A 14,800-nucleotide genomic window follows, 5' to 3' on the forward strand; every position below is an offset into this window, starting at 1 on the left:
ATGAAACAAGCCTAAATAAGGAGTGAACGGTCTCTTGCGCGTCTCGAATGTAACGGTTAGAAAACGTTTATTATTTGTTTTGCTTTTTGGCGTGATCGTGTTTCTGATCATTGATACAAGGCTGGGGTATGTTCAGTTTGTGATGGGCGAAAAACTGACTTCGCTAGCGAAAGATTCCTGGAGCCGGAACTTGCCGTTTGAGCCGGAGAGAGGCGAGATTCTGGATCGGAATGGTGTGAAGCTCGCAACAAATAAAAGTGCGCCGACCGTATTCGTCGTGCCGCGCCAAGTTCAGAATCCGATGAAAACGAGCAAGCAGCTTGCGGCGGTGCTCAATATGTCAGAAGAAAAAGTATATAAACATGTGACAAAAAAAGCGTCAATCGAAAAGATTACTCCTGAAGGGAGAAAAATTTCAAATGAGAAGGCGAAAGAAATCAAAGCGCTTGATTTAAAAGGTGTGTATGTTGCGGAGGACAGTATCCGTCATTACCCGTTCGGCAGCTTTTTATCTCATGTGCTTGGATTTGCAGGAATTGACAACCAAGGGCTCCTTGGACTTGAAGCCTATTACGACGATGATTTAAAAGGGGAAAAAGGTTCTGTTAAGTTTTATACAGATGCCAAGGGGAAGAAGATGCCTGATGAAGCGGATGACTATACGCCGCCTAAGGATGGGCTTGATATGAAGCTGACGGTTGATTCAAAGGTCCAGACGATAATGGAAAGAGAGCTTGATAACGCTGAGGCCAAATATCATCCGGACGGCATGATTGCTGTAGCCATGAATCCCAAAAACGGAGAAATTTTGGGGATGTCTAGCAGGCCTGACTTCGACCCTGCTGATTACCAATCTGTTGATCCGTCCGTCTACAATCGAAATCTGCCAGTATGGAGCACGTATGAACCGGGATCTACCTTTAAAATTATTACACTTGCAGCAGCCCTTGAAGAGCAAAAAGTAAATTTGAAACGGGATCAATTTTATGATAAAGGGCATGCGGAAGTGGACGGAGCGAGACTGCGGTGCTGGAAAAGAGGCGGGCACGGGCTGCAGACGTATCTGGAAGTTGTGCAGAACTCCTGCAACCCGGGGTTTGTTGAATTAGGCGAGCGCTTAGGAAAGGAAAAGCTTTTCAAATATATCAAAGACTTTGGTTTTGGACAAAAAACGGGGATTGATCTCCAAGGCGAGGGAACAGGCATCTTATTCCCGCTTGAGAGAGTGGGCCCGGTGGAGCAAGCAACTACGGCTTTCGGACAGGGAGTATCCGTCACGCCGATTCAGCAGGTTGCAGCAGTATCCGCCGCTGTAAACGGAGGAACGCTCTACACACCTTATATTGCAAAGGAATGGATCGATCCTGTTACGAAGAAAACGGTCAAAAAACAATCACCAATCGCAAAGAAACAAGTCATTTCTGAGGAAACATCCAAACAAATCCGCTATGCTCTAGAAAGCGTCGTCGCAGAAGGAACCGGCCGCAATGCATTTGTAGAAGGATATCGTGTCGGAGGAAAAACGGGAACTGCACAAAAGGTTAAAGATGGAAAATATCTTGAAAACAACCATATTGTATCATTTATTGGTTTCGCGCCCGCTGATGATCCGAGTCTAGTCGTCTACGTTGCGGTGGATAACCCGAAAGGCACGATTCAGTTTGGCGGAACGGTTGCAGCGCCTATTGTCGGAAATATTATGAGAGACAGTCTGCCGGAACTTGGTGTGAAGCCCCGGAAAAATCAAATCGAGAAAAAATACCAATGGAACGACACAAAAACAATAGAAGTTCCGAATGTTGTAGGGATGTCTGTCTCAGATCTTGAGTCACTATTGGTGAATCTCAATGTGGATGCTTCCGGGAAAGGGAGCAAAATCGTTAAACAATCGCCAGCTGCCGGAACGAAAGTAAAAGAAGGCTCAAAGATACGCGTGTATTTGACTGAAGAAGATGAAAAGGAGGCAGCCGATTGATTCGGGCTGCCTATTCTTTTATTGCAGAAAAAATGCTGATATCTTTCAAGATTAGCTGGATGTATCCTTTTATTTACGCTAAAATATGAACTGTATGCTTAAAATCATTACCACATCATTTGATGTGACTTCAATGATAAAAAGAACGAATTAGAATGTTGAGAGGTTTGATACGATGAAACTTACAAAGCTGCTTACATACTTAACAACCGAACCTTCTGTAAACGACTCACAAGACCCTGAAATAACTTCAATTGAGATGGACTCCAGGGAAGTAAAGAAAGGGAGTCTTTTTGTATGTGTAAAAGGGTATACGGTGGATGGCCACGATTTTGCGCAAAAAGCAGTAGAAAACGGTGCAGCGGCTATTGTGGCAGAAAGAGAGGTCGATGTGAATGTTCCTGTTATTATTGTCCGGCAGTCACTTCGCGCGCTCAGCGTTTTGTCTGATGCGTTTTACGGACAGCCGACGAAGAAGCTTCAGCTGATTGGGATAACAGGGACAAACGGCAAAACATCAACGACCCACATGGTCGATGAGATTCTGAAAAAAGCGGGAAAACGCACAGGCTTGATCGGTACAATGTACATGAAAATCGGAGACGAAACACTTCCTGTTAAAAACACGACTCCGGAAAGCGTCACGCTGCAGAAAACGTTTAAGAAAATGAATGACAAGCATGTTGACACTGCAATCATGGAGGTTTCTTCCCACGCTTTGTCTTTAGGACGCGTCCATGGCTGTGATTATGATATTGCCGTGTTTACGAATTTAACACAGGACCATCTGGACTATCATAAAACGATGGATGAGTACCGGCATGCAAAAAGCTTGCTCTTTTCCCAACTTGGCGGGGCTTTCAACCATGAACATCCAAAGCGTGCCGTCCTGAATGCTGACGATGAGGCGAGCGCTTATTTTGAAAAGGTAACAGCTGCGCATATCTCTACATACGGAATTAAAAACGATGCTGATGTGATGGCGAAGAACATCAGTATCACTGCACAGGGCACAAGCTTTGATCTCGTGACAAACAAAGGCACGAAGCACATCACGATGTCTCTCGTCGGACAATTTAATGTGTATAACGTGCTGGCCGCTGTTGCGACATGTATTGCAGCAGGCATACCGTTTGAAATCATCACTGAGGCTGTTGAAGAATTGCATGGTGTAAGAGGCCGTTTTGAATTGGTCAATCAGCAGCAGGAGTTTCCTGTCATTGTAGACTACGCGCACACACCGGACAGCCTTGAAAATGTGCTGGAGACATGCAGAGACATGACGGAAGGAAAGCTATTTGTCGTTGTCGGCTGCGGAGGAGACAGAGATAAGACGAAGCGCCCGAAAATGGCTAAAATTGCTGTGGAGCTGGCTGACGAGCCGATTTTCACGTCAGATAACCCGAGAAGCGAAGATCCTCGCGCGATTTTAAGAGATATGGAAGCCGGAGTAGAGAACGCATACTATCACAGTATTGCAAACCGCGAGCAGGCGATCTTTTTCGCAATTGCCAATGCCAAAAAAGGCGACGTTGTCCTCATTGCCGGAAAAGGACATGAAACCTATCAGCAGATCGGAAATGAAACTTTCGATTTTGATGATGCTGAAGTAGCGGCGAGAGCCATTGTTGAACTCAATAAGAATAAGACGAATTCATAGGAAAGAGATGTTACTGAATAATGGAGCTTGAAAAGATTTTTCATATGGAAAAAAATCATGAATATGATAACTACGTATGTCGTTTGAAAGAAACAGGAGGAGAAAAGGACAATGCTTGAGCAAGTCATTCTGTTTACAATTTTAATGGGGTTTTTAATTAGTGTTCTGCTCTCTCCGATTCTTATTCCGTTTTTAAGAAGATTAAAATTCGGCCAGAGTATTAGAGAAGAAGGACCGAAATCACATCAGAAAAAATCAGGGACACCGACAATGGGCGGGGTCATGATTATACTTTCTATCATAGTGACAACAATTGTTATGACACAGAAGTTTTCAGAAATAAGCCCCGAAATGGTGCTGCTTCTGTTTGTTACGCTAGGCTACGGTTTGCTTGGCTTTTTAGATGATTACATCAAGGTTGTCATGAAGCGCAATCTTGGATTGACATCAAAGCAAAAGCTGATCGGACAAATTATTATTGCAGTTGTATTTTACGCCGTGTATCATTACTACAATTTTGCGACGGATATTCGCATTCCTGGAACTGACTTATCATTTGATCTTGGCTGGGCTTACTTTATCCTTGTGCTCTTTATGCTTGTCGGCGGATCAAACGCAGTTAACCTGACTGACGGCCTTGACGGGTTATTATCCGGTACTGCGGCGATTGCCTTTGGCGCCTTTGCCATTCTGGCATGGAATCAGTCTCAATATGACGTAGCGATTTTCTCAGTTGCCGTTGTCGGTGCAGTTCTGGGCTTCCTTGTATTTAATGCTCATCCGGCCAAAGTTTTTATGGGAGATACGGGATCGCTTGCATTGGGAGGAGCAATCGTTACCATTGCCATTTTAACGAAATTAGAGATCCTGCTGGTTATCATCGGCGGTGTATTCGTTATCGAGACATTATCTGTTATTTTGCAGGTCATCAGCTTTAAAACGACAGGTAAACGAATCTTTAAAATGAGTCCGCTTCATCACCATTATGAGCTTGTCGGCTGGTCTGAATGGAGAGTAGTCGTGACGTTTTGGGCTGCGGGACTTTTGCTTGCCGTTTTAGGAATTTACATCGAGGTGTGGTTATAAGTGGAAAATGATCAATTTTTACAGAAACAGCATTTTTTAATCCTTGGGCTTGCGAAAAGCGGATATGCGGCGGCCTCCATTCTTCATGAAAAAGGCATTTATGTTGCAGTCAATGACCAAAAGCCTTTTGAAGAAAATGAACCGGCACAAAAGCTTTCTGAAAAAGGAATCGAAGTTGTTTGCGGAGAGCATCCAGTTTCTCTGTTCGATCAGCATCAAATCACGATTCTGATCAAAAACCCGGGAATTCCTTATGAAAATATTATGGTTCAGGAAGCGGAGAAACGAGGCATTCCGGTTTGGACGGAAATTGAGCTCGCTTACTACCTGACCAGCGCCAAGTTTATTGGGATTACCGGATCGAACGGTAAAACGACCACGACAACGCTAATTTACGAAATGCTCAAAGCTGGCTCGCAAAAAGCACTGATTGCCGGAAACATCGGCACAGTCGCAAGTGAGGTTGCCTATCATGCTGATGGAGATGAATGGATCGTTACTGAACTGTCTTCGTTTCAGCTGATGGGAACACACGCTTTCAGACCGGAAATCAGCCTGATTTTAAATGTATTTGACGCCCATCTGGATTATCACCATACGCGCGAAAACTATGAAAAAGCGAAACAGAAAGTGTACCTTCATCAGACTGCTTCAGATAAAGCCATTGTCAACCAGGATGATGAAACCGTCGTGCGTCTTGCTGAAGCCGGAAAAGCCGAAATCGTCCCATTTTCAGTCAGCAAAACGCTTGAACAGGGCGCATATGTAAAAGACAGTATGATTATGTTTAACGGCGAAGCCATTCTTCCTTTGGAAGAGGTTGTGCTGCCCGGTGCTCATAACCTGGAGAACATTTTAGCAGCTATTGCAGTTGTGAAAACGGCAGGAGCATCCAATGAGGCGGTTAAAAAGGTGCTGACAAGCTTTACTGGTGTGAAGCACCGCCTCCAATATGTCACAACTGTGAGTGGCCGCAAATTTTATAACGACAGTAAAGCAACAAACATTCTGGCGACAAGCAAGGCGCTTTCAGCTTTTGATAAGCCGGTCATTCTGCTTGCGGGCGGACTGGATCGCGGAAATGGGTTTGATGACTTGAAACCTTATATGAAGCATGTCAAAGCAGTGCTTACATTTGGCCAGACGGCGCCAAAACTCGAGAAACTCGGCAATGAACTGGGAATACAACATGTCAAACGTGTCGATAATGTTGAACAAGCAGTATCTGCGGCGTTTGCGTTCTCAAATGAAGGAGATGTCATCCTGCTGTCACCCGCGTGTGCGAGCTGGGATCAATTCAAAACATTTGAAGAACGCGGTGACATGTTTATAGATGCCGTGCATATGCTTAAGTAAGGGCTTGTCTTGAAGTAAATCGGCAGCCCTAATGACTTTAAGCTTGGGGTGTCGATTGCTTTGACTACTAAAAAAACATCGCCTGATTTGTTATTGGTCATCATTACGTTATTATTATTAACAATCGGATTAATTATGGTGTACAGTGCGAGTGCGGTATGGGCGGATTATAAATTTGACGACTCATTCTTTTTCGCGAAACGGCAGCTTTTGTTTGCGGGAATCGGCGTCATTGCTATGTTTTTTATCATGAATGTTGATTATTGGACTTGGAGGACATGGTCCAAATTGCTGATGGTTATCTGCTTTTTCCTTCTGGTGCTTGTTTTGATACCGGGCGTCGGAATGGTGCGGAACGGTTCAAGAAGCTGGATCGGAGTCGGAGCATTCAGCATACAGCCTTCAGAGTTTATGAAGCTTGCGATGATTGCATTCCTTGCTAAATTTCTCTCTGAAAAACAAAAAAACATCACATCGTTCAGACGGGGGTTCGTCCCTGCACTTGGCATCGTGTTTTCAGCATTTTTGATTATCATGTGCCAGCCTGACCTCGGAACGGGGACAGTAATGGTCGGAACTTGTATTGTCATGATTTTTGTAGCCGGCGCACGGATCGCCCATTTCGTCTTTCTCGGGCTGATCGGCCTCAGCGGATTTGTCGGGCTCGTACTATCGGCTCCATATCGGATAAAGCGGATTACCTCATACTTAAATCCATGGGAAGACCCGCTCGGAAGCGGATTTCAGATCATTCAATCGCTTTATGCAGTGGGGCCCGGCGGGTTGTTCGGAATGGGGCTCGGACAAAGCAGACAGAAATTCTTTTATCTGCCTGAGCCGCAAACAGACTTTATTTTCGCCATCTTGTCAGAAGAGCTGGGCTTTATCGGGGGAACACTTATTTTGCTCCTCTTCAGCGTCCTGCTGTGGAGAGGAATCAGAATTGCGCTTGGTGCCCCTGATCTGTACGGAAGCTTTGTCGCAGTCGGCATTATTTCAATGATTGCCATTCAAGTCATGATCAATATCGGCGTAGTCACGGGCCTGATTCCTGTAACAGGCATCACGCTCCCGTTTCTGAGCTACGGAGGCTCTTCATTGACTCTAATGCTGATGGCAGTTGGGGTGCTGCTGAATGTAAGCCGCTACTCGAGGTATTAACGAATGTATGTCCAAGCTTCCTGTCTAACATGAAGCTTGGAAACAATTGATGCGATAACCCTGTCCAACAAAACAGGGTTATCGTTATGTTATAGAGAAACTTAGACTGGGGGAAAAGAAATGCGAATTGCAATAAGCGGAGGCGGTACAGGGGGACATATTTATCCTGCGCTTGCTTTTATTAAAGAAGTGCAAAGACGTCATCCTAATGTGGAATTTTTATATATCGGAACAGAAAACGGGCTGGAGAAAAAAATTGTTGAGCGGGAGAATATACCGTTTCGTTCAATTGAAATTACAGGATTTAAAAGAAAATTGTCATTTGAAAATGTCAAGACTGTGATGCGTTTTCTGAAGGGCGTCAAAAAGAGTAAATCGTATTTAGCGGAATTTAAGCCCGATGCCGTAATTGGAACGGGCGGTTATGTATGCGGGCCGGTTGTCTATGCCGCTGCGAAAATGGGAATTCCGACTATTGTCCATGAACAAAACAGCCTGCCGGGCATCACGAATAAGTTTCTTTCAAAATATGTTAATAAAGTAGCGATTTGTTTTGAAGAAGCGAAATCACATTTTCCTAGCGAGAAAGTTGTATTTACGGGAAACCCGAGAGCCTCTGAAGTCGTCTCAATAAAGACGGGACGATCATTGGCTGAATTTGGGCTTTCTGAAGACAAAAAAACGGTCTTAATTTTCGGCGGAAGCCGAGGCGCTGCACCGATTAACCGCGCTGTCATTGACATGCAGGATGCGCTGAAAACAAGAGACTATCAAGTGCTGTATATCACCGGTGAAGTTCACTATGAAAAAGTAATGAATGAGCTGAAAAGCAAGGGTGCCGCTGATAATATGGTCACAAAGCCGTTTCTTCATCAAATGCCTGAGTATTTAAAGGCCATTGATGTCATTGTGGCCAGAGCCGGTGCGACAACGATTGCCGAAATTACTGCTCTCGGAATCCCAAGTGTTCTGATCCCGAGTCCATATGTGACAGCGAATCACCAGGAGGTCAATGCGAGGTCTCTTGGCCAGCATGATGCGGCGATTGTACTGAAAGAAACAGAGCTCAGCGGGGAGAAGCTGATTGAAGCGCTAGACCGGATTGTACTGAATGAGCAAACGTTAAAGGAAATGAGCGAACGAACAAAGTCACTCGGTGTTCCTGACGCGGCTGCCCGTTTATACAGCGTACTCGAGGAATTAAAAAAATAGTAGAAAAGCAAATGGAATGCGGAGGTTTACGATGGAGAAAGTGATACAGGAATTAAAAGAACGCGAAGTCGGCAAGGTTCTTGCAAATGAACCGCTCGCGAATCATACAACGATGAAAATCGGCGGACCTGCGGATGTATTGGTCATTCCAAGCAGTGTGGATGCTGTTAAAGACATCATGGACGTGATTAAAAAATATGATGTGAAGTGGACAGTCATCGGCCGCGGATCAAATCTTCTTGTTTTAGATGAAGGAATTAGAGGCGTAGTGATCAAGCTGGGGGCGGGTCTTGACCATTTGGAGCTTGAAGGGGAACAAGTAACAGTCGGAGGCGGTTATTCAGTGGTCCGCCTTGCTACATCATTGAGCAAAAAAGGCCTGTCCGGTTTGGAATTTGCTGCCGGCATTCCAGGATCAGTCGGCGGAGCGGTTTATATGAATGCCGGCGCTCACGGTTCTGATATGAGCGAGATCCTCGTCAAAGCGCATATTTTGTTTGAAGACGGAACGATTGAGTGGCTGACAAATGAGCAGATGGATTTCAGCTACAGGACATCTGTACTGCAAAAGAAACGCCCGGGCGTTTGCCTTGAAGCTGTTTTGCAGCTGGAGCAGAAGGATAAGGAATCAATCGTTCAGCAAATGCAAAGCAATAAAGACTATAGAAAAAATACACAGCCGTATTCAAGCCCTTGTGCGGGAAGCATATTCAGAAATCCGCTTCCGAATCATGCCGGGAACCTTGTAGAAAAAGCAGGCTTGAAAGGATATCAAATCGGCGGTGCAAAGATATCGGAGATGCACGGAAACTTCATCGTCAATGCGGGAGGAGCATCAGCAAAAGATGTGCTTGATCTCATTGACCATGTGAAAAAGACAATCCGTGAAAAATATGAGATTGATATGCACACAGAGGTTGAAATCATCGGCGGAAATCGCTGATTCAAGTTCTGACTGAAGCTGTTCATATGATATACTGTAAGCAAACGACAAACGGCATCATAGTATGCCGTTTGTTTTGGAATAGACAGACTTTTAACAGCTGTTTCATTTGAATGAGGTGAACAGGCAATGAACCCGGGTCAAGACCGAGAAAAAATCGTTAACATTGAAGAGCGGATCCCTAAAATTAAAGAGCAGAGGAAACAAAAGGCAAACCGCCGTCTCATTTCATTTATTATGCTCTTTTTTATTATGGTGCTGATCATTGTGTACCTGCAAACACCAATCAGTAAAGTATCAACAATCTCTGTTACAGGGAATGAAAATGTATCAAAAAAGGAAATTATCGACCTTTCCGATATTAACAGCGGAGATACTGAGTTTTGGAGTTTGGACAAGCAAAAAACAGAAAAGAAGATTCAGCAAAATAAATTAGTGAAAAAAGCGGAGATCAGCAAATCGCTTCCTAATAAAATCAACATTGCAATCGAAGAATATAAAGCGATTGCTTATTTAGAAAAAGACGATGTGTACTATGAAGTGCTTGAAAACGGCTCAGTTCTGCCAAACGAAGTAACGCCAGATGATGCCGGACCGATTTTAGTGAATTGGACAAACGCGAAGAAGCGGTCTCAAATGGCCAAGCAGCTCGATGCGTTGTCAAATTCGTTAAAACAGTCGATTTCAGAAATTTATTATACGCCTGTAAAAATGGATGAAAACCGTATTAAGTTGTATATGAACGACGGTTATGTTGTCACTGCATCTATTAAAACGTTTGCAGACCGAATGAAGACGTATCCTTCTATCATTTCTCAGCTAAGCAGCAATAAAAAAGGAATCATTCATTTAGAAGTTGCCACCTATTTTGAAGAGTTTGGGAAAAACGATAAGGCTGCTAAAAAGGAAGATGAAAATTGAGGGGCAAATCAGCAGTCCTTCTTTCCTTGATTATGCTTATCGCAGGCTTTTTGATTTCATTTTCTTTTCAAATGACAAAAGAAAACAACAAAAGCGCGGCTGAGACGGAAGAGTGGAAAAAAGAATATGCGCTGAGAGATGAACTTCTGAAACAAGAGAAAGAAAATAAGAAGCTTGAAAAAGAATTATATCAAAAGCAAAACAAAGTCCGCCAGGCGGAAAATAAGCTGAAGAAAGAGAAGTCGGAATACTATAATGTCCTCGAAGATACAGAAAAATACAGGATGTATATTGGGGAAGTCGGTGTGCAGGGAGAAGGCGTTGAGGTGACATTGGAAGATGCGTCATACATACCGGAAGGGGAGAATGTGAATAGTTACATCGTTCACGAAAGCCATATCTTCCAAGTAGTAAACGAAATGTATATCTCAGGAGCGGCAGCTGTCGCCGTTAATGGACAGCGTTTGACGCATGATTCGTATATCAAATGCAATGGTCCTGTGGTAACGGTAGACGGGGTGCAGCATCCCGCTCCATTTACGGTATCCGCTATTGGAGATCCAGATGTCCTGCTGCCCTCGTTAAATATCGCTGGAGGCCTAATTGATCAGCTGTCAATGGATCATATTTCTGTGTCGGCAGAAAAAGAGAAAAACGTACAAATGAAACCGATTCTGAAAACGAAGGAATGACTGAAAAAGCGGGTGAAATAGATTGAAAATAAAGCGTTCCTTCATAAGCATCAGTGTGCTTATGGTCATCTTCGGCCTGATGATATCTGTTCAGTTTAATTCGTTAAAGCACCCCAAAGTCCGGGATACAAGAGATATGTGGGATATTAGGGAAGAGCTGACATCAGAGCAGAAGAAGCAGGAAAAGCTGCTGTCTGAAATAAACAAATATGACAAACTTCTGAATAGCTATTCGCAAACGAAAGAAATGACAAAAGAAACCGCGCTAAATAATACCTTGCAATCCTTAAAAAAAACAGCCGGCATGACCGATATAACAGGTAGCGGAATTGTCATTACGATTTCCCTGCTTTTTTCTGAAAGCTTAACAGGAGAGCCGGTCGAAAATCCGCCTCCGGATTTGCTGAAAAAGCTGATTAATGAACTCAACTCATACGGTGCAGAGCATATCTCGATTAACGAGCGAAGAGTTGTGAATCATACAGTCATCAGAGATATAAACGGCACTACAAAAATAGACGGATACGCCCTTGACGATTATCCTTTAACAGTAAAAGTGCTTGCCAAAGATCCGGACATGTTACACAGCAGAGTGAAGGGGTCAGGCCTTGAGGATCTTTTTGCATCTGAAAATTTAGCATTAAAAGCCGGTAAATCTGAAAGCAAACTAACATTAAAAGCATATGACAGACCACTGGACGTACAACAGCTGAAACTGCTTAAAGACTGAAAAGGAGGAGAATTGTCATGTGGCTGCCCGTGTTGGGACTGGTGCTCGGAATAGCGATTGGACTAATGACAAACTTAACGATACCGAGTGAATACTCAAACTATTTATCGCTTGCGGTGCTTGCCGCACTTGATACATTAATCGGCGGAATCAGGGCGCATTTACAAGGTACATATGATGAAATGGTATTTGTTTCCGGTTTCTTTTTTAATATTATATTGGCAATAAGTTTAGCTTTTCTGGGAGTCCATCTTGGTGTAGACTTGTATTTAGCAGGTATATTCGCATTTGGAGTCAGATTATTTCAGAATATAGCCGTTATCAGAAGAAATCTACTAACAAAGTGGACTCTTTCTAAAAAAATAAAAAAAATGTGATATAAAAGAGGATATACATAGGATATAACGAATATTTTCAATAAACATAAAATGTGAAAAGCACATAAAAATATTCTGTTGTTATTTTTTGTTACACACTTGTAAAGCCACATTCATTGTATTGTTGTTCCGCAAATAATAGAATAGAAATGATCGAAATGTGAGGAGGTGCCATAGAATGAACAACAATGAACTTTACGTCAGTCTTGACATCGGTACGTCCAATACAAAAGTGATCGTCGGAGAAATGACAGATGATTCCCTTAATATTATCGGTGTGGGAAATGTACCGTCTGAAGGGTTGAAAAAAGGCTCAATCGTTGATATAGATGAGACCGTTCATTCTATAAGAAAAGCGTTTGACCAAGCTGAAAGAATGGTAGGTTTTCCGCTTAGAAAAGCTATTGTCGGCGTTAATGGAAATTATATCAATATTCAAGATACAAACGGTGTTGTAGCAGTTTCCAGTGAAAATAAAGAAATTCAGGTTGAAGATGTACGCCGTGTCATGGAGGCGGCACAGGTTGTTTCAGTACCGCACGAACAGCTGATTGTTGACGTCATTCCTAAACAGTTTATCGTAGATGGAAGAGATGAAATCACCGACCCGAAAAAAATGCTGGGTGTGCGTTTAGAAGTAGAGGGCACCTTGATCACCGGTTCAAAAACAATCTTACATAACTTACTCCGCTGCGTTGAAAGAGCTGGTATTGAAATAACTGATATTTGCCTTCAGCCGCTGGCAGCCGGTTCTGCTGCATTATCAAAGGACGAGAAAAACCTTGGTGTGGCTCTCATTGATATAGGGGGAGGGTCAACAACCATTGCCGTATTCCAGAACGGACATCTCACTTCTACCCGTGTCATTCCTCTCGGAGGCGAAAATATCACCAAAGATATCTCCATCGGATTGAGAACGTCAACAGAAGAAGCAGAACGCGTGAAAAAGCAATTTGGACATGCCTACTATGACGAAGCCTCGGAAGATGAAATATTTGAGGTAACCGTTATAGGCACCAATCAAAAACAAACATTTACACAGCAAGAAGCAGCGAATATCATTGAAGCGAGAGTAGAAGAAATTCTTGAAATTGTTTCAGAAGAGCTTCGCAGTATGGGAATTACCGATCTGCCGGGAGGCTTCGTGCTGACAGGAGGACAAGCAGCTATGCCGGGTGTCATGTCTTTGGCACAGGATGTGCTGCAAAACAATGTCAGAGTGGCAAGCCCGAATTATATCGGTGTAAGAGATCCTCAATATATGACGGGAGTGGGCCTGATCCAATTCGCCTGCCGGAATGCAAGAATCCAAGGCAGAAAAATAGGCTTTAAGATGCCTGAAGAAGCGATACAGGAAATCGCAGTCTCATCATCTGAGGAACAAGAGCAGCATCATCACCAAAATGAGGTGCAGCAGCGGCCAAAAGGAAAACAAAAAACACAAGCCGAACATAATAAACAGAGCAAAATGAAAAAACTATTAAGCATGTTTTGGGAATAGATAGATAGTCATTCGGCAGATTAGGAGGATTTAGCATGTTGGAGTTCGAAACAAACATAGACGGCTTAGCATCAATTAAAGTAATCGGAGTAGGAGGCGGCGGTAACAACGCCGTTAACCGAATGATTGAAAATGAAGTGCAAGGAGTAGAGTATATCGCGGTAAACACGGACGCTCAAGCTCTTAACCTGTCAAAAGCAGAAGTGAAAATGCAAATCGGCGCAAAGCTGACTAGAGGATTGGGAGCAGGTGCGAATCCGGAAGTCGGGAAAAAAGCCGCTGAAGAAAGCAAAGAGCAGATTGAAGAAGCACTTAAAGGTGCTGACATGGTATTCGTGACAGCTGGTATGGGCGGCGGAACAGGAACAGGTGCCGCACCGGTTATCGCACAAATCGCGAAAGACTTAGGCGCATTAACAGTCGGCGTTGTGACAAGACCGTTTACCTTCGAAGGACGCAAAAGACAGCTTCAGGCTGCAGGCGGAATCTCGGCAATGAAAGAAGCGGTGGATACATTGATCGTGATCCCGAACGATCGTATCCTTGAAATTGTTGATAAAAACACACCGATGCTTGAAGCATTCCGTGAAGCGGATAACGTACTTCGCCAAGGGGTTCAAGGTATTTCTGACTTGATTGCTACACCTGGTCTTATCAACCTTGACTTTGCTGATGTGAAAACAATCATGTCAAACAAAGGATCTGCTTTGATGGGTATCGGTATTGCTACTGGGGAAAATCGCGCGGCAGAGGCAGCAAAAAAAGCAATTTCCAGCCCGCTTCTTGAAGCGGCCATTGACGGTGCGCAAGGCGTCCTCATGAACATCACTGGAGGAACAAACCTCAGCCTATATGAGGTTCAGGAAGCAGCAGACATTGTCGCTTCGGCGTCTGATCAAGACGTAAACATGATTTTCGGTTCTGTTATTAATGAAAATCTAAAAGATGAGATTGTGGTGACAGTTATTGCAACCGGCTTTATCGAACAAGAGAAGGACGTGACGAAGCCTCAGCGTCCAAGCTTAAATCAAAGCATCAAAACACACAATCAAAGTGTTCCGAAGCGCGAACCAAAACGTGAGGAGCCTCAGCAGCAGAACACAGTAAGCCGTCATACTTCACAGCCGGCTGATGATACGCTTGACATCCCGACATTCTTAAGAAACCGTAATAAACGCGGCTAATG

13 protein-coding genes are annotated in these 14,800 nt (G+C 43.7%); all 13 read left to right on the forward strand.

The window, feature by feature from the left end:
- Positions 1-34: 34 nt before the first annotated feature.
- The 13 genes from bslm_RS07945 to ftsZ all read left to right on the forward strand — a co-directional run bounded on the left by bslm_RS07945 (position 35) and on the right by ftsZ (position 14,798).
- Positions 35-1,975 (forward strand): stage V sporulation protein D, encoded by a 1,941-nt coding sequence (locus bslm_RS07945; protein ID WP_003245048.1) that lies wholly within the window; start codon positions 35-37, stop codon positions 1,973-1,975.
- A 175-nt stretch (positions 1,976-2,150) separates the two neighbouring features.
- Positions 2,151-3,635: a UDP-N-acetylmuramoyl-L-alanyl-D-glutamate--2,6-diaminopimelate ligase gene (locus tag bslm_RS07950; protein ID WP_003245326.1), complete on the forward strand. Its 1,485-nt coding sequence runs from the start codon at positions 2,151-2,153 to the stop codon at positions 3,633-3,635.
- Positions 3,636-3,746: 111 nt separating this feature from the next.
- Positions 3,747-4,721: a phospho-N-acetylmuramoyl-pentapeptide-transferase gene (mraY, locus tag bslm_RS07955; RefSeq protein ID WP_003232192.1), complete on the forward strand. Its 975-nt coding sequence runs from the start codon at positions 3,747-3,749 to the stop codon at positions 4,719-4,721.
- The gene (gene murD, locus bslm_RS07960; RefSeq protein ID WP_046381004.1) at positions 4,722-6,077 is read left to right on the forward strand and encodes a UDP-N-acetylmuramoyl-L-alanine--D-glutamate ligase; all 1,356 of its coding nucleotides are present in this window, start codon (positions 4,722-4,724) and stop codon (positions 6,075-6,077) included.
- A gap of 60 nt (positions 6,078-6,137) precedes the next feature.
- Positions 6,138-7,238: a stage V sporulation protein E gene (spoVE, locus tag bslm_RS07965; protein WP_003244810.1), complete on the forward strand. Its 1,101-nt coding sequence runs from the start codon at positions 6,138-6,140 to the stop codon at positions 7,236-7,238.
- 120 nt (positions 7,239-7,358) lie between these two features.
- A complete protein-coding gene (gene murG, locus bslm_RS07970; protein WP_029317768.1) occupies positions 7,359-8,450 on the forward strand; it encodes an undecaprenyldiphospho-muramoylpentapeptide beta-N-acetylglucosaminyltransferase in 1,092 nt (363 codons plus the stop codon).
- 31 nt (positions 8,451-8,481) lie between these two features.
- Entirely contained in the window at positions 8,482-9,393 is a 912-nt protein-coding gene (gene murB, locus bslm_RS07975; protein ID WP_003232182.1) for a UDP-N-acetylmuramate dehydrogenase, read from the forward strand.
- Between the two features lie 129 nt (positions 9,394-9,522).
- A complete protein-coding gene (divIB, locus tag bslm_RS07980) occupies positions 9,523-10,314 on the forward strand; it encodes a cell division protein DivIB (RefSeq protein WP_003232178.1) in 792 nt (263 codons plus the stop codon).
- Complete coding sequence (locus bslm_RS07985; RefSeq protein ID WP_015252137.1) at positions 10,311-11,006, forward strand: DUF881 domain-containing protein; 696 nt, start codon at positions 10,311-10,313, stop codon at positions 11,004-11,006. Before divIB ends, bslm_RS07985 begins: the two co-directional genes overlap by 4 nt.
- A gap of 22 nt (positions 11,007-11,028) precedes the next feature.
- The gene (locus bslm_RS07990; RefSeq protein WP_046381005.1) at positions 11,029-11,736 is read left to right on the forward strand and encodes a DUF881 domain-containing protein; all 708 of its coding nucleotides are present in this window, start codon (positions 11,029-11,031) and stop codon (positions 11,734-11,736) included.
- Between the two features lie 17 nt (positions 11,737-11,753).
- A complete protein-coding gene (locus bslm_RS07995) occupies positions 11,754-12,113 on the forward strand; it encodes a small basic family protein (RefSeq protein ID WP_046381006.1) in 360 nt (119 codons plus the stop codon).
- A 178-nt stretch (positions 12,114-12,291) separates the two neighbouring features.
- Positions 12,292-13,614: a cell division protein FtsA gene (ftsA, locus tag bslm_RS08000; RefSeq protein ID WP_003232169.1), complete on the forward strand. Its 1,323-nt coding sequence runs from the start codon at positions 12,292-12,294 to the stop codon at positions 13,612-13,614.
- 35 nt (positions 13,615-13,649) lie between these two features.
- Complete coding sequence (gene ftsZ / locus bslm_RS08005) at positions 13,650-14,798, forward strand: cell division protein FtsZ (RefSeq protein ID WP_003232167.1); 1,149 nt, start codon at positions 13,650-13,652, stop codon at positions 14,796-14,798.
- Positions 14,799-14,800 lie beyond the last annotated feature (2 nt).

This window comes from Bacillus sp. LM 4-2 (assembly GCF_000978495.1).
Lineage (GTDB): Bacteria > Bacillota > Bacilli > Bacillales > Bacillaceae > Bacillus > Bacillus subtilis.